This is a genomic window from Gordonia sp. 34D (assembly GCF_056682775.1).
Genome location: NZ_CM155293.1, coordinates 1,836,394 through 1,862,526 on the forward strand (window position 1 = coordinate 1,836,394; position 26,133 = coordinate 1,862,526).

The 26,133-nt window shown below is 63.0% G+C and carries 18 protein-coding genes and 1 riboswitch; of the genes, 9 read left to right on the forward strand and 9 right to left on the reverse strand.

The genetic code is table 11. The features are described 5' to 3' along the window. Positions 1–14: 14 nt before the first annotated feature. The 3 genes from AC1L34_RS08510 (at position 15) to AC1L34_RS08520 (ending at position 3,900) form a co-directional block, all read left to right on the forward strand. Positions 15–1,463 (forward strand): condensation domain-containing protein, encoded by a 1,449-nt coding sequence (locus tag AC1L34_RS08510; RefSeq protein ID WP_424323067.1) that lies wholly within the window; start codon positions 15–17, stop codon positions 1,461–1,463. A 204-nt stretch (positions 1,464–1,667) separates the two neighbouring features. After that, a complete protein-coding gene (locus AC1L34_RS08515; RefSeq protein ID WP_424323068.1) occupies positions 1,668–3,464 on the forward strand; it encodes an acetyl/propionyl/methylcrotonyl-CoA carboxylase subunit alpha in 1,797 nt (598 codons plus the stop codon). Positions 3,465–3,540: 76 nt separating this feature from the next. After that, a complete protein-coding gene (locus AC1L34_RS08520) occupies positions 3,541–3,900 on the forward strand; it encodes a hypothetical protein (protein ID WP_424323069.1) in 360 nt (119 codons plus the stop codon). A gap of 113 nt (positions 3,901–4,013) precedes the next feature. On the opposite strand, the gene AC1L34_RS08525 is transcribed toward AC1L34_RS08520, so the two are convergent. Next, positions 4,014–4,598, reverse strand: coding sequence for a glycosyltransferase family protein (locus AC1L34_RS08525; protein ID WP_424324300.1), 585 nt, complete (start codon positions 4,596–4,598; stop codon positions 4,014–4,016). Between the two features lie 103 nt (positions 4,599–4,701). Further along, positions 4,702–4,917: riboswitch (cobalamin riboswitch) on the forward strand. Positions 4,918–5,026: 109 nt separating this feature from the next. Here AC1L34_RS08525 and metE point away from each other — a divergent pair. Next, a complete protein-coding gene (gene metE, locus AC1L34_RS08530; RefSeq protein ID WP_480035277.1) occupies positions 5,027–7,348 on the forward strand; it encodes a 5-methyltetrahydropteroyltriglutamate--homocysteine S-methyltransferase in 2,322 nt (773 codons plus the stop codon). Positions 7,349–7,588: 240 nt separating this feature from the next. Next, entirely contained in the window at positions 7,589–9,241 is a 1,653-nt protein-coding gene (locus AC1L34_RS08535; protein WP_424324302.1) for an FMN-binding glutamate synthase family protein, read from the forward strand. A gap of 5 nt (positions 9,242–9,246) precedes the next feature. Here AC1L34_RS08535 and AC1L34_RS08540 read toward each other — a convergent pair whose 3' ends face one another. Beyond that, a complete protein-coding gene (locus tag AC1L34_RS08540; protein WP_424295547.1) occupies positions 9,247–9,852 on the reverse strand; it encodes an NUDIX hydrolase in 606 nt (201 codons plus the stop codon). Between the two features lie 10 nt (positions 9,853–9,862). Next, positions 9,863–11,626 (reverse strand): PucR family transcriptional regulator, encoded by a 1,764-nt coding sequence (locus AC1L34_RS08545; RefSeq protein ID WP_480035278.1) that lies wholly within the window; start codon positions 11,624–11,626, stop codon positions 9,863–9,865. On the opposite strand from AC1L34_RS08545, the gene AC1L34_RS08550 reads away from it, so the two are divergent. Together AC1L34_RS08550 and putP are read left to right on the forward strand one after the other, a co-directional pair. Then, on the forward strand, positions 11,625–15,170 hold the full coding sequence (locus AC1L34_RS08550; RefSeq protein ID WP_424323074.1) for a bifunctional proline dehydrogenase/L-glutamate gamma-semialdehyde dehydrogenase: 3,546 nt from the start codon (positions 11,625–11,627) through the stop codon (positions 15,168–15,170). The genes AC1L34_RS08545 and AC1L34_RS08550 overlap by 2 nt on opposite strands. A 129-nt stretch (positions 15,171–15,299) precedes the next feature. After that, complete coding sequence (gene putP / locus AC1L34_RS08555; protein WP_424323075.1) at positions 15,300–16,850, forward strand: sodium/proline symporter PutP; 1,551 nt, start codon at positions 15,300–15,302, stop codon at positions 16,848–16,850. Here the strand turns inward: putP and AC1L34_RS08560 are convergent. Continuing rightward, positions 16,847–18,070 carry a PucR family transcriptional regulator gene (locus AC1L34_RS08560; protein ID WP_424323076.1) on the reverse strand — a complete coding sequence of 408 codons (1,224 nt, stop codon included), beginning with the start codon at positions 18,068–18,070 and terminating at the stop codon, positions 16,847–16,849. The genes putP and AC1L34_RS08560 overlap by 4 nt on opposite strands. 123 nt (positions 18,071–18,193) lie before the next feature. On the opposite strand from AC1L34_RS08560, the gene AC1L34_RS08565 reads away from it, so the two are divergent. Beyond that, on the forward strand, positions 18,194–19,696 hold the full coding sequence (locus AC1L34_RS08565) for a flavin-containing monooxygenase (protein ID WP_480035279.1): 1,503 nt from the start codon (positions 18,194–18,196) through the stop codon (positions 19,694–19,696). 199 nt (positions 19,697–19,895) lie between these two features. Here the strand turns inward: AC1L34_RS08565 and AC1L34_RS08570 are convergent, their stop codons facing one another. The 5 genes from AC1L34_RS08570 to AC1L34_RS08590 form a co-directional block, all read right to left on the reverse strand. After that, positions 19,896–21,137: an Ig-like domain-containing protein gene (locus AC1L34_RS08570; RefSeq protein ID WP_424323078.1), complete on the reverse strand. Its 1,242-nt coding sequence runs from the start codon at positions 21,135–21,137 to the stop codon at positions 19,896–19,898. A gap of 20 nt (positions 21,138–21,157) precedes the next feature. Then, on the reverse strand, positions 21,158–21,817 hold the full coding sequence (locus tag AC1L34_RS08575; RefSeq protein WP_480035280.1) for a hypothetical protein: 660 nt from the start codon (positions 21,815–21,817) through the stop codon (positions 21,158–21,160). Positions 21,818–21,881: 64 nt separating this feature from the next. Beyond that, on the reverse strand, positions 21,882–22,796 hold the full coding sequence (locus tag AC1L34_RS08580; RefSeq protein WP_424323080.1) for a hypothetical protein: 915 nt from the start codon (positions 22,794–22,796) through the stop codon (positions 21,882–21,884). Between the two features lie 346 nt (positions 22,797–23,142). Continuing rightward, entirely contained in the window at positions 23,143–24,363 is a 1,221-nt protein-coding gene (locus AC1L34_RS08585; protein ID WP_424293967.1) for an acyl-CoA dehydrogenase family protein, read from the reverse strand. A 79-nt stretch (positions 24,364–24,442) separates the two neighbouring features. Further along, positions 24,443–25,405 carry an 8-oxoguanine DNA glycosylase OGG fold protein gene (locus AC1L34_RS08590; protein ID WP_424323081.1) on the reverse strand — a complete coding sequence of 321 codons (963 nt, stop codon included), beginning with the start codon at positions 25,403–25,405 and terminating at the stop codon, positions 24,443–24,445. A 28-nt stretch (positions 25,406–25,433) separates the two neighbouring features. Here AC1L34_RS08590 and AC1L34_RS08595 point away from each other — a divergent pair, with 28 nt between their 5' ends. After that, positions 25,434–26,123, forward strand: coding sequence for a histidine phosphatase family protein (locus AC1L34_RS08595; protein WP_424293965.1), 690 nt, complete (start codon positions 25,434–25,436; stop codon positions 26,121–26,123). Positions 26,124–26,133 lie beyond the last annotated feature (10 nt).

Consider the following 26,133-nt stretch of genomic DNA (forward strand, 5'->3'; position numbering starts at 1 on the left):
GCCAGCTCACCGGAATGGACTTCATCCAGATTCTTGATGCGCCAATTCGACCGGGCGGCCTCGTCGAATGGATTCCAGCAGTCGCTGGCGGCCTCGGCAGTTGGCGACGCGACGACCGCGAAACCTCGCACAATCACGAGGAGCATCTCCGCTCGGCCTTCGAATATCGTGCCCGAACGCACCGCGAAGGCGGGCGGGAGTCGTGGCTGGGACTGTCCGTCGAATTCGACGAGCCAATGTCGGTGCCGTCCGTGCGCGCCGCGGTAGCCGCCTACATCAACCGTCACGAAGTGCTGCGCTCGCACGTCGTCCTGAAAGCCGATCACGACGCTAACTACCTGACGGAACGCTACACAACTGCGCCGGAAACCGTGCAGCTCAAGATGGCGCGCATCGGTTGGTATACCGAGACACCGCTGCTGTTGGAGCAGATTGCCGGTTCCTTCGACCGCGCCACCGCACCTCTGCATTGGCCGGCCTACCGGTTCGCAACGGTCGCCCGACCCAACAGTTTCACCTTGCTGTTCGCCGCCGACCACTCGCTCGTCGATGGCTATTCGCTGGTGACCGCACACCACGAACTGTCGGAGCTGTACCGGGCTGCTCGCGATCGTCGCCCGGCACAGCTTGAGTCGTCGGGAAGCTACCTCGACTTCAGCGACGCGCAGCGACGGGAAGCCGAGGCCGCCGATATCGACCATCCGGCAGCGCAGACGTGGGCCCACTTTGTTCAGCGCTTCGACAATCAGATGCCAGCCAATCCCCTGCTGAACCCATCGGCCAAGGTGGCCTCCACGTCGTCGCTCCGCGATCTGCGCCCGGGTGTCGTCACCGCCGACGATGCGCCACCGATGCCGGTCCAACCATCGCGGACTGCCCTCCTGCTCGATGAATCCGCCGCGGTCCGGTTTGAAGACTTCTGTGCCGCGGCCGGGGCCTCCCTCGTCGGTGGCCTTCTCGGGGCCTTGGCCGTCGCCTTCCGCGAGGCGTGCGGTGCCGACGAGTTTGCCGTCGTAATGCCGCGCCACACGCGGACCGATCGGACATGGCTACATTCGCTCGGCTGGTTTGTCGGACTGGCACCGATGGTGATCGACGTGTCCGACGACCCAACATTGGCCGTCGCCGCGTGTCGAAGTACCGCCGAACTAACCAATTCGAGACATGGGGCCGACCTCCCGTTCCTACGTGTGGCAGATCTCATTGGCGTCACCGGATCACCGCACATGGTGTTCTCCTATATGGACACGCGGGCCAGCCCTAAATCCGACATCGGCGATGCGGGTGCAGCCCGAGTTCTGCGGAGCCATTCGTACGCTGACGACGAAGTTTACGTGTGGGCCAACCGAACTCCGGGCGGTCTGCGGATGCACGCGCGATATCCGGCGACGGGCGCTGAGAACGTGCCAACCTTCCTTGACGATTTTGCCTCCCTACTCGCGCGTACAGCGAATGGGAGGTAGACAGTTTCCATAGTTGTGCGACATGCCACGTACCGAGCAATCGCTCGGTGCGATAATCTAAGTCGCGGAAATCACGTTGGTCGCCCAAAGCGACGTACGTGAGAGAACTACGCGCGGGAAACGTCCCGCACGAGACGCAGCCCGTCGACCCCGGATGGTGAACGCCGTCCCCGACAACGGCCCGCCGAGCGGTGGGCCACAGGAGTGCCAGTGACCAGTTCCGCTGAGATCAGCCAGACGACCATCAAGAAGGTCCTCATCGCCAACCGCGGCGAAATTGCCGTCCGCGTCATTCGTGCCGCCAAGGATGCGGGCATCGCCAGTGTTGCCGTTTACGCCGAGCCCGATGCGAACGCCATGTTCGTTCAGCTTGCCGACGAGGCCTTCGCACTGGGTGGCCAGACTTCCGCCGAGTCGTACCTGGTCTTCGACAAGCTGCTCGACGCTGCCGCTCGCTCCGGTGCTGACGCCATCCACCCCGGATACGGCTTCCTTTCGGAAAACGCTGACTTCGCACAGGCTGTGCTCGACGCTGGCCTCACCTGGATCGGTCCGTCACCGCAGTCGATTCGCGACCTAGGCGACAAGGTCACCGCTCGCCACATCGCTGAGCGCGCCAACGCCCCGATGGCCGCAGGCACCAAGGACCCCGTGCAGGGTGCCGACGAAGTCGTCGCCTTCGCCAAGGAATACGGCGTTCCCGTTGCCATCAAGGCGGCATTCGGCGGCGGCGGTCGCGGCATGAAGGTCGCGCACACCGTCGAAGAGATCCCCGAACTGTTCGAGTCCGCCACCCGCGAGGCTGTTGCCGCCTTCGGTCGCGGCGAGTGCTTCGTTGAGCAGTACCTCGACAAGGCCCGCCACGTTGAGGCCCAGGTCATCGCCGACCAGCACGGAAACGTGATCGTTGCCGGTACCCGCGACTGCTCGCTGCAGCGTCGTTTCCAGAAGCTCGTCGAGGAGGCCCCGGCGCCGTTCTTGACCGACGACCAGCGCGCCCGCATCCACAACTCGGCCAAGGCCATCTGCAAGGAAGCAGGCTACTACGGTGCAGGCACCGTGGAATACCTCGTCCAGGGCGACACCGTCTCGTTCCTCGAGGTCAACACGCGCCTCCAGGTGGAGCACCCTGTCACCGAGGAAACCGCAGGCATCGACCTGGTTCGCCAGCAGTTCGCCATCGCCGAAGGTAAGGCGCTGACCCTCACCGAGGATCCCGCACCGCGCGGCCACTCCTTCGAGTTCCGCATCAACGGTGAGGACGCCGGTCGCGGCTTTCTCCCCGCCCCCGGCCCCGTCAGCACCTACCGCGAGCCCTCGGGCCCCGGTGTCCGCGTTGACTCCGGCGTCCGCGAAGGCGACGTCATCGGCGGCCAGTTCGACTCGATGCTCGCCAAGCTCATCGTGACCGGCGAGGACCGCAACCAGGCCCTCGACCGCGCACGCCGTGCGCTCGCTGAGTTCGAGGTCGGCGGTCTCGCAACCGTCATCCCGTTCCACCGCCACATCGTCTCCAACCCCGCCTTCATTGGCGGCGAAGACGGTTTCGACATCTACACCAAGTGGATTGAGACCGACTGGGACAACACCATCGAGCCGTACACCGACGGCGAAGCCATCGAAGATGACTCAGCCCCACGACAGAAGGTTGTCGTCGAGGTTGGCGGTCGTCGTGTCGAGGTCTCGCTCCCGGGCGACCTCAACTTGGGCGGCGGCTCCGGTAACGGTGCAACCACCCGCAAGCCGAAGGCACGCACCCGCAAGAAGGGCGGCGCGGCCGCTGCTTCGGGCGACGCCGTGACCGCACCGATGCAGGGCACCGTCGTGAAGGTTGCCGTCGCTGAGGGCGACACCGTCGAAGAAGGCGATCTGGTCTTGGTGCTGGAAGCGATGAAGATGGAGAACCCGGTCACCGCGCACAAGGCTGGCACGATCACCGGGCTGTCGGCTGAAGCTGGCGCTGCCGTCACCCAGGGCACCGTCCTGCTGGAGATTAAGTAGTCTTATCCGCTTATGCCGTACTTTGGGCCCGCTTACTGGGCCCAAAGTACGGCATAGCTGTTTTTAGGAGTCGAATGTGGAAGCTGTCGAGATCAATGCGGGTGCTTGGTACTTGCGTGCCCTCCGGGACGACGATCGGCTCTCGGACGTTCCGGCCTTGACGCTTCTCGGTATCGACGACCCCGCAGGCTATGTTCGCGACACCGATGCGGCGTGGGCCGACGAATCCAGTCTCACCTGGGCGATTTGTGTCCCGACGACGGGCGAACTCGCGGCCCTCATTGGAGTCGACCGCGACGGCACGTTCCGTGGCCTGAGCCGCGACGGCTTCGGCGACGCGCTTTCCGCCGCCGCCGACCCTGCCGCCCGCTGCGCCACAGCGTTGCTCGACGTGACACCCGCCCCCCTGACCGTCGGCGTCCCGAACCGCACCTAGGCCGTTCCCGCATGATGCGTTGATTCCCGCACCACGTCTAACGTAGTGCGGGAATCAACGCATCATGCGAGAACAAGTGGGGGCGCGTTATGGGGAAGGCCGAACGGTTCGGCCTACAGCACCGAGTTGGCGGGGTTCCCCAAGTCGGTGCAGTCGACGCCCACAACGTCGTTGCGGTGATCGATCAAGTAGCGGACCGTCGTGAGGCCGGCACCCGCCTGCTCGATCGCCTCGCGGATCCGATCCGCACCCAAATAAACGGGCTGGGCTGGCTTCCCTGCGAACTCGGCACGGCAAATCGTGTTCGGACCCTGCGCGGCCACCGCCAACACTCGAGACACCGCGCTCGGACCAGGATCAGGACTATCGAGGGTCTGCAGGACCGCGCCGTCGAGCGCCGGATGCTGGTCCACGAAACTCAGCGCCGCCCTCACACAGGCGTCGAGACTGTCGTACCACTCGGGCAAATACAGGGTGGTTGAGATGGTGTCAGGTGCTGGCACCACGCGTGCCCCAAGCGCCACGTAGACCGAATCACATCCACCAGCGCCAAGGCTTGACACCGCAGCCATCAGTCGTTCAATGCCAGGTACGTCGCTCTCACCTGCGGGAATGCGCTCATCCCCGCGAGCAACGAGGACGATTCCAGCGACAGATCCAGCCGACGACCCTGAATTAAAATCATCGCCAAATCCCATGACGCCCAATTCTACTCGTTTGAATAGTATTGAGATCGCAACTGGTTCGCCCGAACGAGATACTCAAGGAGCCCCTGCTTCTCGACCCCGGGCGTCGACGCGACGACACCGCCACCGTGCAGTGTCCGCCCGTGAAGAGGGAATCCGGTGAGAATCCGGAGCTGACCCGCAGCGGTATGTCGGAACGACCGCCGTCACCTGCACTGGGAATGTGCTGCACTCGCAGCTCCCGGGAAGCGACGGCCACTAGAAGCGGGCTCCCTTACGGCGAGCACGCACGCCGACCAGCCCGAAGACCTGCCTGATGCATCGGAAGCACACGCTCCCGATGGTTGTCCGCCTCGCGGAAGGGCTCGAAGTCTTCGTTTCTTCTGTGCCCGTACATGGCGGCAACCCGTTAACTACTCATGCAGGAGAGAAGAAACGTCATGTCCAACGACAAGGCCCCAAGTCCACACCGCGGCACCTTCACGACGACGGTCCCCGGCGTCGCCCGAATCGGCGCAAATCGGGAACTCAAGCGCGCCGTCGAAGCCTATTGGGCGGGCCGAACCGATGCTGCCAACCTCAAGCAGGTTGCCGACAGTATTGCGCGCGACAGCTGGAATCAAATGGTACGCAATGGCTTTGACTCCGTTCCGGTAAACACATTCTCGTACTACGACCACATGCTCGACGCCGCCGTGATGCTCGGCGCCCTGCCCCCTCGGGTGGCGTCAATTACCGATCCGTTGGACCGCTACTTTGCCGCGGCCCGTGGAAACGACACCGTGGCCCCGTTGGAAATGACCAAGTGGTTCGACACGAACTACCACTATTTGGTCCCTGAGATCGGTCCGGAGACCAGCTTCGCGCTCGACGCGAGTACCGTGCTCGGCGCGGTCGCAGATGCCCAAGCTCTCGGCATCCCGGCACGACCCGTGGTCGTCGGCCCGATCACTTTCCTAGCCCTGTCGAAGACGGTCGGCGACGATGCCGAGGCGGTCTCGATCAGCCCGCTGGCGCGGATCGACGAGTTGCTCCCCCTGTACGTCGACCTGTTGGCGCAGTTGGCGGCCGCGGGCGTCGAGTGGGTCCAACTCGACGAGCCCACCCTGGTGACCGATCAGGCCGAGGGTCTCGCCGGCTTGGCAGAGCGCGTCTACCGCGCCCTGTCGGAATCGACAGATCGTCCGAAGCTGTTGGTGCAGACCTACTTCGGCGATGCTCGCGACCGGTTGGCAGCCCTGGGTCGCACGGGAATTGACGGCGTTGGCGTCGACCTCATTGCTGGCTCGGCCGATTCAATTCGCGACGCCCAGCTAACCGGCAAGCATGTCGTTGCCGGCGTCGTCGACGGTCGTAATATCTGGCGGACCGACCTGCACGCAGCGTTGGAAACCCTCCGCGAACTACGACCACACGTCGGATCACTGGCGGTTTCGACGTCGTGTTCCACGCTCCACGTGCCGTATACGCTGCGCGGCGAGTCGCAGATCGACGACGCCCTGTACGGCTGGCTCGCGTTCGCTGAGGAAAAGTTCGCCGAGGTTGGTGCGCTTTCCCGGGCCTTGTTGCACGGTGAAGCGGACCAAGAGCCGCAGTTCACGGCATCGCGCACGGCTCTGCTGTCGCGAACCACTGACCCTCGCCTGCACGTGCCGGCCGTTCGTGAGCGCCTGACCGGCCTCTCGTCGTCGGATTGGACACGCGCCGACGCCGCTGTTCGGCGGGAAGCCCAAGATGCGGCTTTGCCTCTGCCTATTCTCCCCACGACGACCATCGGCTCGTACCCGCAAACCGTCGAAATCCGCAGGGCCCGGTCGGCACTGAAGAACGGGACCATCGATGCGGCCACGTACCGCGCGCGGATGGAGCAAGAGATCGCCCAGGTGATCGCCTTGCAGGAGAAAGTTGGCCTCGACGTGCTGGTTCATGGGGAACCGGAACGCAACGACATGGTGCAGTACTTCGCCGAGCAACTCGACGGTTTCGCCGCCACCGCCAACGGCTGGGTGCAGTCGTACGGTTCCCGGTGTGTGCGGCCGCCGATCCTGTTCGGTGACGTGGCACGGCCCACCCCGATGACAGTCGGCTGGACCACTTACGCGCAGTCGTTGACGAACCGACCGGTCAAGGGCATGTTGACCGGTCCGGTGACGATCATCGCGTGGTCGTTTGTCCGCGACGATCAGCCGCTCGCCGTGACGGCAAACCAGGTAGCGCTGGCGATCCGCGACGAAACCGTCGATCTGGAGCGGGCCGGGGTCCCGATTATTCAGGTCGACGAGCCGGCACTCCGCGAACTCCTGCCGTTGCGGACCGCTGATCGAGCCGCCTACCTCGATTGGGCGGTACGTGCCTTCCGCCTGTCGACCGCGGGCGTCGAAGACACCACCGCGGTGCATACGCACCTGTGTTATTCCGAGTTCGGCGATGTCATCGGGGCAATCGCGGCGCTTGACGCCGACGTGACGTCCATCGAAGCGGCGCGCTCGCACATGGAGGTGCTCGACGACCTCAACGACGCGGGCTTCGCTGCCCAGGTGGGTCCCGGGGTATACGACATTCACTCGCCTCGCATCCCGAGTATCGACGAGATCACCACGTCGCTCCGCGAGGCACTGGGTGCCGTGTCGGCTAATCGCCTGTGGGTGAACCCCGACTGTGGGCTCAAGACGCGTCGCACCGATGAGGTCGTCGTGGCGTTGAAGCGCATGGTCGCCGCAGCGGTCGCGGCCCGAGCCGAGGTGGCCGCGCCCGTCGCCTAACGCTTTTCGGCCCGGAAAGCCCGTCAAATTTCCTCATTTCTGTCACAGACATCGCTCAGCGACACGACAGTTCCGTCACCGATCACGGCGTGTCGTGACGGATCGGTCGAATCGTGACAGAAATGAGGAAATTGGCCGGTAGGCCCGCGGGGGCGCCAAAGTCGGTTTTATCCCGCCTGTGAGATCGGCGGCATACATTACAAGGCAAGGGATGTCGCCGATCGAAGGGTGGGGCACGCTATGCGTTGGCTAATCGTTGTCGGGATCGCGGTGGTGAGCGGGCTGTCGTTGCTGTTGGTGTTTCTTGTTTCACCCTGGTGGTTGTTTCTAACCGTGCCGCTGGCGCTGCTTGCACTGACCGGCGTCTACGACCTCACCCAGCGTCGACACTCGATCCTGCGCAACTATCCGATCATTGGGCATATGCGGTTCCTGATGGAAGTGATGCGTCCGGAGATTCAGCAGTACTTCGTCGAACGCAACACCGACGGCACACCCTTCGACCGCGATACCCGCACCACGATTTATGAGCGGGCTAAGGACGTCAAAGACGTGGATCCGTTTGGTACCGAACGAGATCCGAGCGCTATCGGCTACGAGTACGTGCAGCATTCGATCGTCGCGCAGCCGGCTCCGGAGGGATCACCGCGGGCGCGGATCGGCGGACCGGCATGCAAGCAGCCGTACGACATCGCCATGTACAACGTGTCGGCGATGAGCTTCGGTGCGCTGTCGGCAAATGCGATCCTGGCGCTCAATACCGGAGCCGCGAAGGGCGGCTTCGCCCACGACACCGGGGAGGGTGGCCTGAGCCCATATCACCTGCAGCCGGGTGGGGATCTCATCTGGGAAATCGGTACCGGCTACTTTGGTGCACGCACGCTCGACGGCCACTTCGACCCCGAGATGTTTCGCAAGAAGGCGGCGACACCTCAGGTGAAATGCATTTCCATCAAGCTCTCGCAGGGCGCGAAGCCCGGTTTGGGTGGGGTGATGCCCGGCGCCAAGGTGACGGCCGAGATTGCTGAGATGCGCGGTGTGGAAGCCGGCAAGAGCGTCGTTTCACCGCCTTCGCACAATGCTTTTCACACCCCCATTGGCCTGTGCCAGTTCATCGGCCAACTTCGCGAACTATCTGACGGCAAACCCATTGGGTTCAAGCTGTGTGTCGGTTCGCGCAGTGAACTGCTCGGGATCTGCAAGGCAATTCTGGAAACGGGCATCGCGCCCGACTTCATCATCGTCGACGGCGCCGAAGGCGGAACCGGGGCGGCACCGATCGAATTCGAGGACAACGTCGGAATGCCACTGACCCAGGGTCTGATGACCGTGCACAATGCGCTGGTCGGGACCGGTCTGCGCGACCAGATCCGGATTGGGGCATCCGGTAAAATCACGAACGGCATCGACATCATTAAACGAGTCATCCAGGGTGCCGACTTCACCCTCGCCGCGCGCGCCATGATGATGGCCGTCGGGTGCATCCAGGCGCAACGCTGCCACACCAATCACTGCCCGGTAGGTGTGACGACGCAGGACCCCAAGCGTCAGCGGGCACTGAACGTGCCCGACAAATCCGAGCGCGTCTACAACTTGCAGCGCCACGTCGTCGACAACGCCAAACAATTCGTGGCTTCGATGGGCCTGCGAACGTTCGACGACCTTCACCCGTCCATGCTGATGCGGACCGTCAGCGCGAATACTTCTCGGTCCTACGCCGAAATTTACGAGTGGCTCACGCCCGGTCAATTGCTGAGCAATCCTCCGGAGTCGTGGCGCGAGGACTGGGAGTTCTCCAGCGCCGAGGCCTTTGTGCTGACCAGCGCTCACGTCCCGGACCCGTCACGTCGGCCGCCGACGCACGGCATCACCACTCACCACCTGGCGGTATAGGGCGGCTACTGCCACGCGAAGACCGGTTGCTCCAGGTCGTAGACGCGGGTATCGCGGCCGGCGAGGACCACTTCGGCGAACTGGTAGATCACTGCGGCAGTCGGCGCGTGCACCACTGTGCCCGCGATCTGCAGCGCTACCAGGGTTCGGGGCGACTGCGGGATGGTGCTGAACAGTGGCGGCCGCCGGAGTTCGTCAAAGGTGACGAAGAACAGTTCGCCGATCTCGTCGGGGCTGGGCGCAATGGCCGGATCCTCGTCGACCCAACACACTACGGGCGTCATGAGGTAGCCGGACCGAGTCTCATAGTCGTCTAGCACCCCGATCACCGCATCTTGCGTGAGTTCGACGCCGATTTCCTCGTGCAGTTCGCGCAATGCCGCTTCGATCGCGGTTTCTCCCGCATCACATCGTCCCCCTGGAAGAGCGAACTGGTTGGCGTGATTACGCATCGTTTTGGGGCGACGGGCAACCCAAATCCCGTACATCTCCCCTCGCCGGACCACGGTGATGGCGACGGCTGACTTGCGTAGCTTCCCGTCGACGTCGTCGATGACGCGACGATCCCAGCTTTGTAATCGATTTGCCGCCATCTCGCGCGTAGTTTCCATACCTCTATCCCTACTGCATATCGACGCGGCCCGAGCGATGGGCGGCCCGTCGCTCACGGACTGCCAAGGTGATGGCGGTGAGGAGCCGATCGTCGGGGTCGTCGAGTCTGAGGCCAGACAGTTGTTGGGCCCGATCTATCCGATAGCGGAGGGTGTTGGCGTGAATGCCCATTGCCGCGGCGGCATCCCGCACTCGCCCCGCCACCGCGAGGTACGCCGACATAGTCGGTACCAGTTCGGTGGCGTGTTCGGCGTCGTAGCGGGCAATGAGTTCCACGCGCGGGTCAATGAGGTCGGCCCGTCCGGCCAACGTTTGAAGGATCTCGCCGAGCAGGACTGCCGTCCGGGATTCGGCCAGCGTCGTCACCCGTGTCTGCTCGACGTCGGGGGTCGTTGCCGACAAAACTCGGTCCACCTCGGCACGCCCGGCTGGTGCCTCGGCCAACCCCGCCAGCGGCATGACGATCGCTGCGCGAAGCACCGCACCGCCGAGCGCCGGGTCACCATCGAACCGCCGAACGAGACCGCCAACCCACCGGGTAATCGCGTCGGCACCAGCCGCAGGGAGCAGCAGGTAGGCTCGTCCATCCATGACCGAGGTCAGGGCGGACGGAGCAAAAGCACTGGCGTGCAACCGAAGCGAACCACCCACGGACGTCATGGCATCGGCATGGGCGGCTTCATCCCCACCGACCGGCACCACGCCGATAACGGCGATCGGCTCATCGACCGGCCAGGCCAGATAGGCCCCGGCAGATGTCGCGTCGACGCCACCGTGCGCGCCGAAAACCCGCTGCACCAGTTGCGACTCCGCGGTGGGTGCCTGTAGTTCGCGGGTCAGGATGCGGGCGGCAATAGCGGCCGCACCTCGCAGCACATCGACTGCGTCCGAAGCCAGCGGCCCGAGACCTTCCTGAACCCAAATCGACCCGAGGTGGCGCCCGGCGCGAGAGTGGATTCCCACCACCAGGCGACGCCGCATTCCCTGCTCGGGATGCTCGGGAACGTCGACCACCTCGTTGCCGCGCCGGATCGCATCGAAGACTCCCCACCGTCTGAGCAAGTCCAAGTAGGCTGGCGGGCCCGCGCGGCCCAAAATCGTCTCCACCCGCAGATCGTCAGCTTCGCCTTTCGACGGCGAGTACGCGAGCACTCGGGCACTCGTCGCATCTTCGATCGAGACCAAGCCGCCCGTACCGTGCGCAATGAGACCCACGAGGCCGATGAGGTCCACATCGACTCCGGCGGTGAGCGCGGTACCGAGTTCATCATCGTGGTGACGGTCCAGACTCGCCTGCACGGTGGTCAACACCCGATCCCACCGCGCGCGCGGATCGATCACCACAACCGCCACCCCCGACGCGGCGGCTGCCTCATCGAGTTGCGGTGGGTCGGACTTCACCAAGACCACTGCCGGTCGTCGCCCCGCGGCGGCAGGCTCCCCGAGACTCCGGAGCCACTGCAGCAGGTCGGCATCGGCGATCCCCACCAGCAGGAGCGCTTCGGTCACCGCCTCGGGCAGCGTCGCCAACTCCGTGGAATCGATTACCGCGACCGAATCAACCTGACCGGTGTCGGCGACGGTCGACATCGAAGCCACTCGAACGACCGCCGTGTCGAGTGCCCCAATCACCTCCGCGACCGATATCGGGGATCTATCCACCATGGTTTTCAAGTCTTCCACCACATCTGGACGATCGCACAACAAAAGGCGTTTTGATTCGTAGACATCAACGACGACCGCATCGACGCTCCTGTCGTCTACTGGCAACATGACCGCAGTACACGCCACTAATCCGTCCGCAGACCTCCCTGCAGGCTCGCCGGTCGACGCGACCGCAGAATTGCACGACCTTGCTGACCGTGCCGAAAGCCTTGTGACGCAATGGTTGCGGGCTGCGGCAACCTCGGACGTTGAGCCGCATCCGTCCGCCCAGCGCCTCGCCGCCGTCCTCTCCGACCCCAACGGACTGGACTTCACCGTCGGCTTCGTTGACCGCGTGATCGGCACCGAGGACATCGACGCCGCCGGGGAAGCCCTCGCCGAACTCGCCCGTAAGATGCCCTCAACGCTTGGCCGTCTTGACCGTCTCCAGATTGCCGCTGGCGGCGTGCTGGCCGACAAACTCCCGCGCGTTGTCATCCCGGCCGCACGCTCGCGCATGCGCGCCATGGTGGGGCACATGATTGTCGATGCCCGCGACCGCCCGTTCCGCAAGTCGGTCGCCAAACTCCGCGAAACCGGTCACCGTCTCAACATCAACCCGCTCGGCGAAGCCGTCCTTGGCGATGCCGAAGCCGATAACCATCTTGCTGACGCCCGCGCCCTGCTGCGGCGCGACGATGTCGACTACGTGTCGATCAAAGTCTCGTCGGTCGTCTCACAGATCTCGATGTGGGCGTTCGACGAAACTGTCGAAGAAGTTCTGAGCCGCCTGACACCCATGTTCCTCGAAGCCGCAGCCGCTCCACGCGGCACCAAATTCATCAACCTCGACATGGAGGAGTACCGGGACCTGGACCTCACCATCGAGGTGTTCACCCGCCTGCTGAGCCGTCCCGAACTGAAGAACTTCGAGGCGGGCATCGTCTTGCAGGCGTACCTACCCGACACTCTCGGTGCCATGCAGCGACTGTCGGAGTTCGCCTCGAAGCGGGTTGCCGATGGTGGGGCCAGCATCAAGGTGCGATTGGTCAAGGGTGCCAACTTGGCGATGGAGACCGTCCACGCCGAGGTCGCCGGCTGGCCGAAGGTGACGTGCCCGTCGAAGTCCGCGACCGACGCCAACTACAAGCTGGTCTTGCACTGGCTGCTGAACCGCGACCACATGCGGGGGCTCCGTGTCGGCGTCGCCGGACACAACCTGTTCGATATTGCCTTTGCGCACCTGCTGGCCGACGACCGCGGCGTTGCCGATCGAGTCGAGTTCGAGATGCTGCAGGGTATGGCCACCGAGCAGGCCGAGGTGCTCAGCGCTGACGTCGGCACGCTGCTGCTGTACGTTCCGACCGTCAAGCCGCAACAGTTTGACGTTGCGATCTCGTACCTCGTGCGCCGGTTGGAGGAGAATGCTGCCTCCGAGAACTTCATGTCGAGCATCTTCGACCTGACGCCCGGTAGCGCCGCTTTCGCCTTGGAGGCCGGTCGTTTCCGCACCTGCGTCGACCAACTTGCTGAGATCCTGATTCACGATGGTCATCGTGCCCCGCTGGGCAACGATCGCCAGGATCGCGGTGCAGAGCAGGCGGCATCGCTGTCGTCGGACACCGCCATTCCCGCTTTCGCCAACGAGCCCGACACCAACCCGGCCGTTCCCGCCAACCAGGCATGGGCACGCGAGGCGATCGCCACCGCTACTCCGGAATGGCTTGCGGCGCAGACGGTTCCCGCGAAAGTGGCAGAACACGAAGTCGATGCCCTGATCGCCCGTGCCCGCACTGCCGCAATCGAGTGGAGCGCCCGTCCGGCGGCCGAACGCGCCGCGATCCTGTACCGCGCCGCCGACATCATGGCTCACCGCCGAGGGCACTTGGTGTCCCTGGCCGCCGCCGAGGCAGGCAAAGCAGTCGCCCAGTCCGACCCGGAAATCTCCGAGGCCATCGACTTCGCCCGCTACTACGCTCACCGCGCGCTCGAACTCGACACCATTCCCGGTGCCAAGTTCGTTCCAGATCGCGTGGTGGTCGTCACTCCGCCGTGGAACTTCCCCATCGCGATCCCGGCGGGCGGCACCTTCGCTGCCCTCGCGGTTGGCGCATCCGTGATCCACAAGCCGTCGAACCCCACTCCCCACTGCTCAATGGCCATCCTCGAAGCCCTGTGGGAGGCTGGCGTCCCCCGCGACGCGTGTCAGGGAGTGTTCCCCGACGAAGGCCCGGCTGGGCGTCGGTTGATCAGCCACCCCGATGTTGACCGGGTAATCCTGACCGGTGCTTCCGAGACTGCCGCCCTGTTCTCGTCGTGGCGACCGGAGCTGCGGATCAACGCCGAGACCTCCGGCAAGAACGCCCTGATCATCACCCCATCGGCGGACCGCGACCTGGCGATCGCCGACCTAGTCCACAGCGCGTTCGGTCACGCCGGCCAGAAATGCTCGGCGGCCTCGCTCGGCATTCTCGTCGGCAGCACCTACACTTCCGAGCGCTTCCGCCGCCAGTTGGTCGACGCCGCCTCGTCGATGGTCGTCGACTGGCCTGCGAACTTGTCAGCAACCATCGGCCCGCTGACCGAAGACCCCAGCGACAAGCTGCTGCGCTCCTTGACCACCCTCGAACCCGGTGAGTCCTGGCTGTGCAAGCCACGTCAACTCGACGGCTCCGGCCGTCTCTGGTCGCCAGGCATCAAGGACGGCGTCGCACCCGGCTCGTTCTTCCACCTCACCGAATGCTTCGGGCCAGTTCTCGGATTAATGCGCGCGGAGTCCCTCGACGAAGCCATCGACCTGCAAAATGCCACCGATTTTGGTCTGACTGCAGGCCTGCATTCCCTCGAAGTCCGGGAAGTCCGCACCTGGCTCAACCGCGTGCAGGCTGGCAACGTTTACGTGAACCGCGGCATCACCGGCGCGATCGTGCGCAGGCAACCGTTCGGTGGCTGGAAGCGCTCGTCGGTGGGACTCGGCTCCAAGGCTGGCGGCCCCAACTACCTGATGCTCATGGGTACCTGGGCCAACGGCAGCCAACTCCCGGCGCTGGGAGCCCCGCCGTCGCCACGACTGGCGAAGTTCGCCAACACTGTCGAGGCGGGTCTGTCTTCCGGCGATACCGCATGGTTGCGCGCCGCAATCGCCGACGACGATCGTGCCTGGAACACCGAGTTCGGTACCCCGCGCGATGAAACCGGACTGACCAGCGAAGCGAACATCTTCCGCTACCGTCCAACTTGGGTGGCCTTGCGTGTCAGCGCCGACGCGGAACCGGCACAGCTCGCACGCCTGCTGGCCGCTGCCCACCGCAGCGGTGCCGATGTGTGGGTGTCTCCCGACCATGGTGTCGGTGCCAATATTCGTAAGGTGCTCAGTGCAGCCGTCGGACTGGGCCTCGCCGTCAGCGTCGAACTCGACACGCGTAGCTTCCTCGCACAGGTCGACGGACGCAAGATCACCCGAATCCGCGTGGCTGGCACTCCCACGGACGACCTGACGTCGCTGGTCGCGAGCCGACCGGAACTGGCTCTGCTCGACGACGCAGTTACCGCCTCGGGTCGCGTAGAACTGCGGTACTGGCTCGCCGAGCAAGCCGTGTCGATGACCATGCATCGCTTTGGAAATCCGGACCGCGACTTCGTCGAACTGGCCTCGGAAGTCACGTCTTCGTGAACTAACACAATGTGGGGGCGTATTTCTTATACGCCCCCACATACGTGTCTTTAGGATCAGCGGGAAGAATCATCCCCAAACCCAGAGACCTGGGTCACAGTGAGATTGACCTTCCGAGGAGATGAATAGATGACCGTCGCGCCAGACGAAAAGACCATCCAGTTGGTCGCCGTTGCGCTTTACTTCGCCGGCATGCTCGGCATCGGCTGGTACGCGTATCGACGGACCCGTAACGACCTCGACGGCTACATGCTCGCCGGACGAGGTCTGAAGCCGTGGGTTGCCGCGTTGTCGGCTGGCGCTTCGGACATGTCGGGTTGGTTGCTCATGGGCTTGCCCGGTGCCATGTACGCCGCCGGTCTCTCGGAGTCCTGGATCATGATTGGCCTCCTGATCGGCGCGTGGACCAACTGGAAGACGGTGGCACCGCGCCTGCGCGCCTACACCGAGGTCGCGGGCGACTCGATCACGATCCCGAGTTTCTTTGAAACTCGACTCCGCGACAACTCGCACATCCTCCGCATTGCGTGCGGCGCCATCATCCTGGTTTTCTTCACGTTCTATGTGTCGAGCGGCATGGTCGCCTCCGGCAAGTTCTTCGACAGTTCGTTCGGCGTCAACTACACCGTCGGCCTGCTCATCGTCGCGGGCATCACGATGCTGTACACGCTCTTCGGCGGCTTTCTCGGTGCTTCGCTGACCGACGTTGCGCAGGGCCTACTGGTCGTCGTCGCACTACTGGCCGTGCCGATCATCGGCATCATCGAACTTGGCGGCGTCGGGGCCACCATCGACGGTGTCAATGCCGCCAAGGAGCACGGCCTCAGCTTCTTCGCGGGCACCACCGCCATCGGCATCATCTCATCGGCCGCGTGGGGCCTCGGATACTTCGGTCAGCGCCACATCATCGTGCGCTTCATGGCCCTGCGCGTGCCATCGGAAGCCAAGGTTGCCCGCCGCATCGGCATTGGCTGGATGTTCCTGTGCGCCCTGGGCGCCGTCGGTACGGCACTGGTCGGCATCGCCTACTTCGCCAAGTTCGCGGAGCAGGCTCCCGACGACAAGGAGACGATCTTCCTTGTCCTCTCGCAGGTCCTGTTCCACCCGTTCGTCGCCGGGCTCGTGCTGGCCGCGGTCCTCGCCGCCATCATGTCGACTATCTCGTCGCAACTCATCGTGTGCTCCTCGGCCCTCGTCGAGGACCTCTACAAGCTGATCGCCGAGAAGACCGGGAACGGACGCGTTCTCGCTGACAAGACTTACGTGCTGTTGGGACGCTGCGGTGTTCTCATGATCGCGATCATTGCCGCGTTGCTCGCACTGTCACCGTCCAACAGCATCTTGGAACTTGTCGCCTTTGCGTGGGCGGGCTTCGGTGCGGCCTTCGGCCCGGCGATCATCCTGTGCCTGTACTGGCGTCGCGTGAGCACCGCGAGCGTGCTGGCCGGAGTCATTGTCGGTGCGGCAGTCGCCTACGTCTGGGGACAGTCGTGGCTCAGCGACGACCTCTACGAGATCGTTCCCGGCTTCATCGCCAGCGCGGTGGTGATCGTGCTCGTCAGCCTTGTGACGTACAAACCGAACGCCGATATCGACGCCGAATTCACTCGTGCGGTGGAGCTGAGCCGGTCGAAGGCCCCATACTCCGAACCCAAGCCCGAACAGTTGGCCGAGGTCTAATCGGCCCTTCGCCAGCGCAGTACTTCCAACGCTGCCGCGACCGCTGTGGCATTCGCCTCCAGCGGTCGCGGCAGCAGTTCTTGGGCGCGTGCCAGGTGCCGAACCACGGTATTGCGGTGGGTGTACAAGCGTGCGGCCGCAGCACTGGCGTTGCATTCGGAGGCAAACCACGTACGCACCGACTCCACGATCGCGGTGTCCGCAGTCGTCAGCGCACCCAGCGTATGCGCGACAAATCCGTCGAGCTTAGCCAGATCGTCGGTCATCGCGGACATCAGGGCAAGATCGTCGTAGGCAACGAAGCTGAGCTCAGACCCAAGCCTGGTCACCATCTGACGAGCCTCAAGTGCCTGAAAGTGACTGCGGCGAAAGCCTTCCCGGTCGTGCCCCAAAGAGCCTGCTGCAACTCGCACCGTCGGGTTGGCTGCGAGTACCTCGGAGAGAATGAGCTTCTCTGTCGGTAGCCACACCCACAGTTCTGCCGCGCCCGCGAGGACGGTCAGGCGGCGGGTCACACCCGAAGCCTCCATGATCGCCTCGCAGATTTCCTCGAGATTGTCCGGAGCAACGCCTGCCTCGCCATAGATGACCAGTGCTTGTTGCGGCCCCTGCAATGAATACCGCAGCTGCGCCTCGGCGCGAGCCGGCGAGACAGGGGCACCCTCCAAGATCAGCGCGACCGCAGCACGCCGCTGAGCGTGCGTATCCCCCGCCAGCTCGGCACGCGCCACATTGATCTGATCAGCAAGTTCTTTGACCGTGTCGTCGATGAAGGTGGCGATCGACAGCGATGTGAGTTCCAGCAATTCACGGAGGGCAGCGGGATCGTCGGTCAGCTCAAAGCAAATCTGCATCCACAGGCGCCACGACGCATTCTGTGCGGTCCGAAACGAGTCAAGTGCACCGGCATCGAATCCGCGGCGGACCACGTCGCGGACAAAGGCAATTGCTTCGTCAGTTACGTTGACCGGGACGCGAGCACCAGGCCTAGCTACGTTACTTGCGGCCCAGTGGTGCAGGTTGCCTTCATTCATCCGTAATGCCATCGCAAGCAAGTCTGGGTCGCCGACGACATCTTCCATCCCGATTGGATGCATCACCGCCCGATTCACTTCCGCAATCGATTCGGGCGGTGCTGTCAGCACAAAGCTCGCCCCGGCCTTGATGAGCTCAGCCACAGCCTCGGTCGGACGAGGGAAGTCTCCACCTTCAGATTCCATGTAGTCGATTCTGCATCATTTTTACCCCCGATATGGTGCATCATGATCTTGCATGCGGTGGCGTTACCAACGATCATTGATAACGAAGCTGGATGACACCAACTCGGACGAACGGATCTCGACATGACCGCAAACCCCACCCCCGACCAAATCCTGGGCGGGAGTCCCCTCGACGTCGCCATCCTCGGCGCGGGCATCTCCGGCATCGGTGCCGCCCACTACCTGACCGTCGAGCACCCCGGTAAGCGTTATGCGATTCTGGAATCCCGCGACAGCATCGGCGGAACCTGGGACCTGTTCCGCTACCCGGGTATCCGCTCGGATTCCGATCTCCACACTTTCGGTTACGAATTCAAGCCGTGGACGGACCCGCAGGCCATCGCCGACGCACCGCGCATCGTCGACTACCTCCGCGAAGCCGTCGCCGACGACAACATCGAGTCGCGAATCGCCTTCAACCGTCGCGCGGTCTCCGCAGACTGGTCGGACAGCGAACAGTTGTGGACGCTGACCGTGCGACACAACGACACCGGCGAGACGTCGGTGGTCAAGGCGCGCTGGATCTTCGCCGGTACCGGCTACTACAACTACGAAGAGGGGTTCACCCCAGAGTTCGCCGGTCGGGACGATTTCAAGGGTCAGATCGTGCACCCGCAGCATTGGCCCGAAAGCCTCGACTACGCGGATAAGAAGGTCGTGGTTATCGGCTCCGGTGCCACCGCGGTAACGCTGGTGCCGTCGATGGCTGGCGAAGCCGGGCACGTCACGATGCTGCAGCGCACCCCCACCTATGTGATCCCCTTGCCTCGCGAGGATGCGATCGCCAATGCGATGAAGAAGACTCTCGGCGCCAAGCGCGGATTTGCCCTGAGCCGCAAAAAGAACATCATGCAGCAGAGGGTTGTTTTCCAACTGTGCCAACGCTTTCCAAAGACGGCACGCAAGGTAATCCGCGCGACCAACGCCTCACTCTTACCGCGCGACTACGACCTAGACACCCACTTCAACCCGCCCTACAACCCGTGGGACCAGCGACTTTGCGTGGTTCCCGACGGCGACCTTTTCAAAGCAATCACGAAGGGCACCGCCTCGATCGAGACCGGGCGGATCAAGCGATTCGTTGGGAACGGGATCGAACTCGAGGACGGACGAGTCCTGGAGGCCGACATCATCGTCACCGCCACCGGGCTCAACCTGCAGATGTTCGGCGGTATGTCGTTGAGCCGCAACGGTGACCCGATCGACCTCTCCAACACGATCGCCTACCGCGGCGCAATGCTGTCGGGAGTCCCGAACTGGACCTTGGCCATCGGCTACACCAACTCGTCGTGGACCTTGAAGATCGGCATGCTGTGTGAGTACATGTGCCGGGTTCTCACGCACATGGACGAGGGTGGTTACACCTCGGTCGAGCCAATCCCCGACCCCGGGATGCCGACGCGCCCGCTCCTCGACTTCGGTGCCGGCTACGTCCAGCGCGCGCTCGACGGCCTACCCAAGCAAGGCACCGTCTCACCGTGGACCATGACGATGGCCGTCTCGTCCGACGTGAAGCAACTCCGCAAGGGCCCGGTCGACGACCGCTTCCTCGCATACACGAAGGCCCCCGTCCCCGTCGACGCCTAGCGGCCAACCTCCGCTTTTCTGTCACGATTCGACCAGACCGTCACCAATCACCCCGATCGGTGACGGTCTGGTCGGTTCCCAGCCCGTGGATGTGACAGAAAAGCGCTGAAAGACGAACGAAAAAGAGCCCCGGACCGGGAGGTCCGAGGCTCTTTTGTCGTGCTAGGCAGGTGACTCTTCAGTCAGCTACCGCAGATCTCTAGCCAAGGCTGCCGAAGGCACCGCCGAGGATTCCGCCAAGGCTGCCGCCGGTGTTGTCACCACCGTCACCCGGGTTTTCGCCGTCACCCGGGTTTTCGCCGTCGCCGGGGTTGTCGCCAGTCTCGACGGACAGGCGACCGGCAGTCTGCGTGGCACCAGCATTCATGCCGTTGTACGGGGTCACGGTGACCGTCTTACCGTCCATCGCCGAAGTGGTGGTGAACTCGCATGAGAACGTGCCACCTGCCGTGACTGTAACCGGCGAGCAGGGCTGATCGACGCCGCCGACCTTGATGGCGACCTTTGTGGTGCGTGCGCCAGCTTTACCGGTCACGGTCACCTTGGTGCCGGGTGCAACGGTTGCACTGGTCGACAGATCAAGATCGGTCGCGTTCGCCGGATCTTCGGCACCAGGTGCCGCAGCGACGGTGCCCGAGTCGATCTCTGAGGTGGAGGCGTTGAGGTAGGCGTCGCCCGAGTACACAGCCTTAATCGAGTAGGCGCCAGCGGCATTCGGAGTCCAAGTCGTCGACGCCGTGCCGTTGGAAACAGCGCCAGTACCGATCTTGGTGCCGTTGTTGAAGAAGTCAACGGAGCCGGTCGGAGTCTTGCCGGTAGCGCTGATGCGCGCGGTGACCGTGGAAGCGACGGTGGCCCGCGGCGACGGATTCACCGAGACTGAGGTCGACGAGTTAGTCTTGTTGATCTTGGCGACGGTGATCACCGGACCCCGCTTGGGGTTGTTGTAAATGCCGCTTCCGAGCGATCCGCCGTAATGCATGGTGGTGAGCATGCCGTCGCCGGTGGCACAGTCTCCTGTCACGGTGTACTGCACGCTGATAGAACGCTTCGTACCACCCAACGGGACGCGCCACGACGTAACGTTCGGCGCTTCCACGCGAACCTCGCCAGCCACCGAGGAATTCACGGATGCAATACTGCCGCCCTCCCACTTGGCCGAACCAGCGACATAGTTGAGGCAGGAATTCGTAAGGTCCTTGTAGTTGTAGATGTACTCATCTGAAGCCTTGCGCTGGAACCGTGTGGTTACGGTGATCGTGTCACCGACAGCCGGAGTCGAATCGCTGACCGATCGCTCGAAACTGGAATTGCCATCCGACCACGAGACGGAATCTGGCGCACCCATTGCCGGCGCTGCAACAACGCCGCTGAGTGGGATCGCAATGGCTGCCGCACCGACAACACCGGCCGCAGCGATGAGGTTCTTCTTGAGGTTCATGTGTTCGTCCTTAGTGAAGATTAGCCGAAAAGGCTGCTGAGGCTGCCGGTGTCGAGGCTGCCCGAGCCGCCGCCGTTTCCGCCGCCTCCGTTATCTCCCCCACCGTTATTGCCGCCGCCAGGATTTGAGCGCTTTACCACCGTGAGACTTGGACCTGCGTCTGGATGGGCACGGTTCTTCTCAAATTCATTAGTCGACTTCCACTCCACGCCACCGGTGTTCAAGTCTCCCGGGTCGCAGTTCACGATGTAGTCCTGACTCCATACGAGAGGAGGTTTCCAAGCAGTACCACCGGTAACCTTCACCCAGCCCGGACCAGAAGTAATCTCACTTTTGTAGTTCGGACCGCCCGGGACATTGCGATAGGTCTTTCCCGAGACAGTCCACACCGACGTCTCGGGCACTGCTTCCATACAGGTCGGATGTACGTCCTTAACGCTGTACAGCATCCAAGCGAGTTTCCGATCAATACGATTGGTCACCGTGATCGTGTCACCGACATGCACGGTGGTGCCTTGGATTGCATCTCCAGATACCGACCGCTGAAACTTCATGGTGTCGTTCTCGCCTGATACCGGTCCGACGGTCTCGGCGCTAGCCGACCCCGCCGTCACTCCGGCGAAAGCTAGTGCTGCTGTTCCCGCTGCGATAACCGCAGCCGAGCGTCGAAATGTCGTCATGCGACACCCCTCCTTAGAGTCATTGGTTGAATTGGTCAGCCGAAAGCTGCCTTGCGCGGAAACGTCAGCTGACGCTGCCGGTAAAGAGGATCCCGTTAAGGCTTCCGGTGTCGGAACTTCCTCCGCCGAGGCTGCCGGCACCGCTGTCAGAGACGTAGATCGAGCCGGTCACGGTTACCGCCGGGTCACTCGAGATCACGGCCTTCAGCGGGTAGTTGCCAGACTTCTTCGGCACCCAGGTGCACGTGACCATGCGATTGGCCGTCAATTCAAGGTTTCCGCAGCCGTCGAGAGTCTTGCCGTTGGACGTCAGGGCAACGCGGTCGCCGGCTTTGCCGTCGGGATTCTTGACGGTGATCATCACTTCGTTGGCGACGGATGCATCTTGCGGAGCCGCCACGATTCCGGGAATGCCCGGGGTCAGAGTGAGGTTGGGGCCAACGTTCGGATGGTTACCTTTGTCGCCAACCCACGTGGTGTCGTACTCGACGCCGCCGGTGTTCAGGGTGCCCACCGAGCAGTTCAAGAAGTAGTCCTGCGACCATTTAATGCTTTCCCACGAGTTCACTGCCGCGGGCTTGATCTGGGCCCAGCCCGGACCATCACTAAACTCACCGGACTTCTGGATGCCTGGGTGATTCGGATTGTTCGTGTACGTCTTCCCACTTACCGTCCACACCGCAGTGTTGGGAACCGCCTGCATGCACGTCGGATGTGTGTCCTTGACGTAGTAGATCAGCCAGCCCAATTTACGGTTCAACGTGTTCGTGACGGTGATGACCTCGCCGTTAGGAATCGCACCACCAACGACCTTCGCTCCGCTGACCGTGCGACTGAAGTTGACCGCATCACTGCTGCCGGTCGCCGGACCGACGGTGTCGGCGCTTGCCGCACCGGCACCGGAAAGAGCCGTCGTCGCGCCAACTGCGACGATCGCCGCTCCTGCTGCGAATCGTCGCAGCGCATTGGTGGGGTTCACGCATCCTCCTCGTTGTTGCGACGTCGGCAATTCGCCAGTGAAAGTGATCTGCGTCGCGCTTGACCTTCCGCGTCAATCTATGGACACCGGCTACGCAATGCCATGTTCAGATTTGCTGGACGTCACGAAAACCTCGCTCGATACACAAATGCATGCAGCTTTGGTCTGTTCAGTCGACAATCACGTCGCACAAACCGACACGACATCACCTCACATAACTCCTACCTGCAGATATTGCCCCAATTAGCGCAAATCGCTCATCGCCTTACCGAACGTCGAGCAGAGCAAAAAGAAAGGGTGCCCACCGAAAAATCGGTGGGCACCCTTCACAGGAACGACAGGTGAGTCAGGCCAGCAAACCCTTGGCAACATGTGTCACCTGGATCTCGTTAGACCCGGCGTAGATCATCAGCGACTTGGCATCCCGCGCAAGTTGCTCGACGCGGTACTCGGCCATGTAGCCATTACCACCGAACAACTGCACGGCTTCCATCGCGACCTCCGTGGCTGCCCGCGAAGAGTACAGCTTCATGGCAGACGCCTGCGCGAGCGTCGGCGGCTTGCCAGCCTTCGATGCCTCCATCGCGACGAACAGCATGTTCTGCACGTTCAGGCGAGCGATTTCCATCTCAGCCAGCTTCAGCTGGATGAGCTGGAACTTGCCAATTTCCTGGCCCCACAGGGTGCGGGTCTTGGCGTAGTCGATCGACAGACGCTGGCATTCGTTGATGATGCCCAGCGACAGTGCCGCAATCCCGATGCGCTCGGCCGTGAAACCGGCCTTGGCGCTGTCCCCGCCACGTTTGTCCGAGCCGAGGTCTTCGGTCTCACCGAGCAGACGGTCCTTCGAGACGCGGACGTTGTCGAAGAAGAGCTCACCGGTCGGCGAACTCATCATGCCCATCTTCTTGAAGGCCTTGCCCTGCGTGAGGCCTTCCATTCCCGAATCAAGAACGAAGGTCAGCACCTTGCGCTCGCGCATCGGGGTACCGTCGCCCTCGTCGAGCTTGGCGAAAACGACGATGGTGTCAGCGTTGGGACCGTTAGTAATGAAGGTCTTGTTGCCCTTGAGGATGTAATCGTCGCCGTCACGACGAACCGTGGTCTTCATGCCGCCCAAGGCATCGGAGCCGCTGTCGGGTTCAGTGATGGCCCATGCGCCAACCTTGTCCATGGTGACCAGTTCGGGTAGCCAGCGCTTCTTCTGCTCGAGGGTGCCGCGAGACTTGATTGTCGACACGGTCAGGCCCACCGAGACACCCATCGAGGCAATCAGGCCGAGGCTAACGCCAGCCATCTCCATGTTCATGATCAAGAACATGGAGTTGGCGAGGTTATTGGACCCGCCCGCCTTCTTTTCTTCACCGGCTTCTTCCGCGGCCAGTTCCTTCTGGAGGCTTTCGGCATTCATCGCATCGATGCCGAAGGTCGCCATCATTTTGCGGAGAATCCCGAACGGCGGAAGCTCGCCGGATTCGAGCCCTTCGAGGTTCGGTCGCACCTCCTTGTCGATGAATCCGCGAATCGCGTCGCGAATCATTAGATCCTCTTCAGACCACTCGAACATTAAGCCTCCCAAACTGGAACACGTTTCACTTAGCGTTGACGGTATCGCAGTCGTCGTGAAAGCACTGCAGTCGCCTAGTTCACAAAGCCGACCCGTCACGGCGCAGCGACGCCTTGGCCAGGCGTCCGTGCCATTCGCGATTCAGCCACATTTCGACCAGCTCCGGCCGCACGGACGCCTGCCCCGCCCATCGATGGAGTAGCGCGCTGTACCGGGCGTACTTGTGAACCGAGAACCCGGATACCGAGCCGTTGACCATCCAACCGTGCCAGGTGAGGCTCCCCGCGGCATCGGCGTCGAGCAGTTGCGGACGGTCGACGTCGCCGTCGTGAATAGCCCAGCAGTACAACGACATCAGCGCGTGCCCCACTCCCGGCGCGGTGGGCCATCCCGACCAATCGCGATAAGCCGCCGCGGCAAACAACGCTGGCGCACTCCGACAGGCCACTAGCGCCCGTTCGATCGCGACGAAGGGCCGGCCGGGATCGCTTGGGTCGTTGATATCTACGAATCGACGGACGCTCCTTCGGCGCGGGTGATCGGCCAACCACGCCGCACACATATAGAGGCGGTCGAGTTCGGGCTCATCGCCGAGAGGTAGCCCGGGAACGCCGGGTTCGAGATCTCCCCTTCGGATATACGCCATCCCCTCCCGCACCTGCTGGCCATCAGGGCCTCGCCCCGTAAGGCGTGCAGGGATTCGCGATGCTGCGAGCCTTTGGTTCCACCAATCAAGGTCGACTTCGACGACATCGTCAAGGACCGCAATCGCATAAGGTTGACTGGCACACCAACGCGCGGCGTCGACCGGGATAACCAGGTGAGCGTCCCTATACGAATCGTCCCGGTGGTTCATGCGCAGATAATGGCACCGGCCTCTGACAATTCTTGGCCCCACCGCGCCAGAATTCGACAGTGGTGTCCCATTTTTCCAGTTCAAAAGTTCGAAAGTTCGCGTGCCGGTAGACAGTTTGCCTATTGTGACTACAAGCACATCACCTCCCCGATGTGTGGACAGTCCCCTTTCTGAATGGAACGCCATGCACTAGAAATCCACTCGCCTCTCGGCAGTGATCACCGCGATCTTCGCGGCAATCGCCATGCTGTTCGCTGGCACCGGTACCGTTGTCGCGGCACCGCAGACCGGCGAAATGTTCGTCACCCTTGTCCGCCATGCCGAGTCAGCAGGCAACGCATCCGGACTGATCGACACATCCACCCCCGGCCCAGGCTTGACTGCCAAGGGTCAGGCCGAGGCTGCAGCCGTTGCCTCGCTGCTCGCCAACCGCAAGTTCGACGGCATCTACGCCTCCAAGATGATCCGCACCCAGCAGACTGCGCAGCCGCTCGCCGCGCTCCGCAATCTGCCCGTCATCGTTGAACCCGGCTTCCACGAGATCGAAGCTGGCGATTACGAAGGCCAGAAGGAAAGCGAAGCACAGCGCGGCTACTTCAGTTCACCGCTGCGCTGGATGCAGGGCGACCTCGATGCCCGCATTCCCGGCTCGATCAACGGCCACGAGTTCAAGGCTCGCTTCGACAAGTCCCTCCAGGACGTTAAGAACCGCGGCAGCAAGCGCCCCGTGATCTTCTCGCACGGCGGCACCATGATGGCTTGGGTCATCATGTCTGCCAAGGGCGTCGACATGAGCAAACTCGGCACCGACCCGATCCGCAACACCGGCATCATCGTCGTCAAGGGCACCCCGACCAAGGGTTGGACCGTCATTGAGTGGAACGGCAAGGGCGCCTCGTCCTAGCAACGCACGC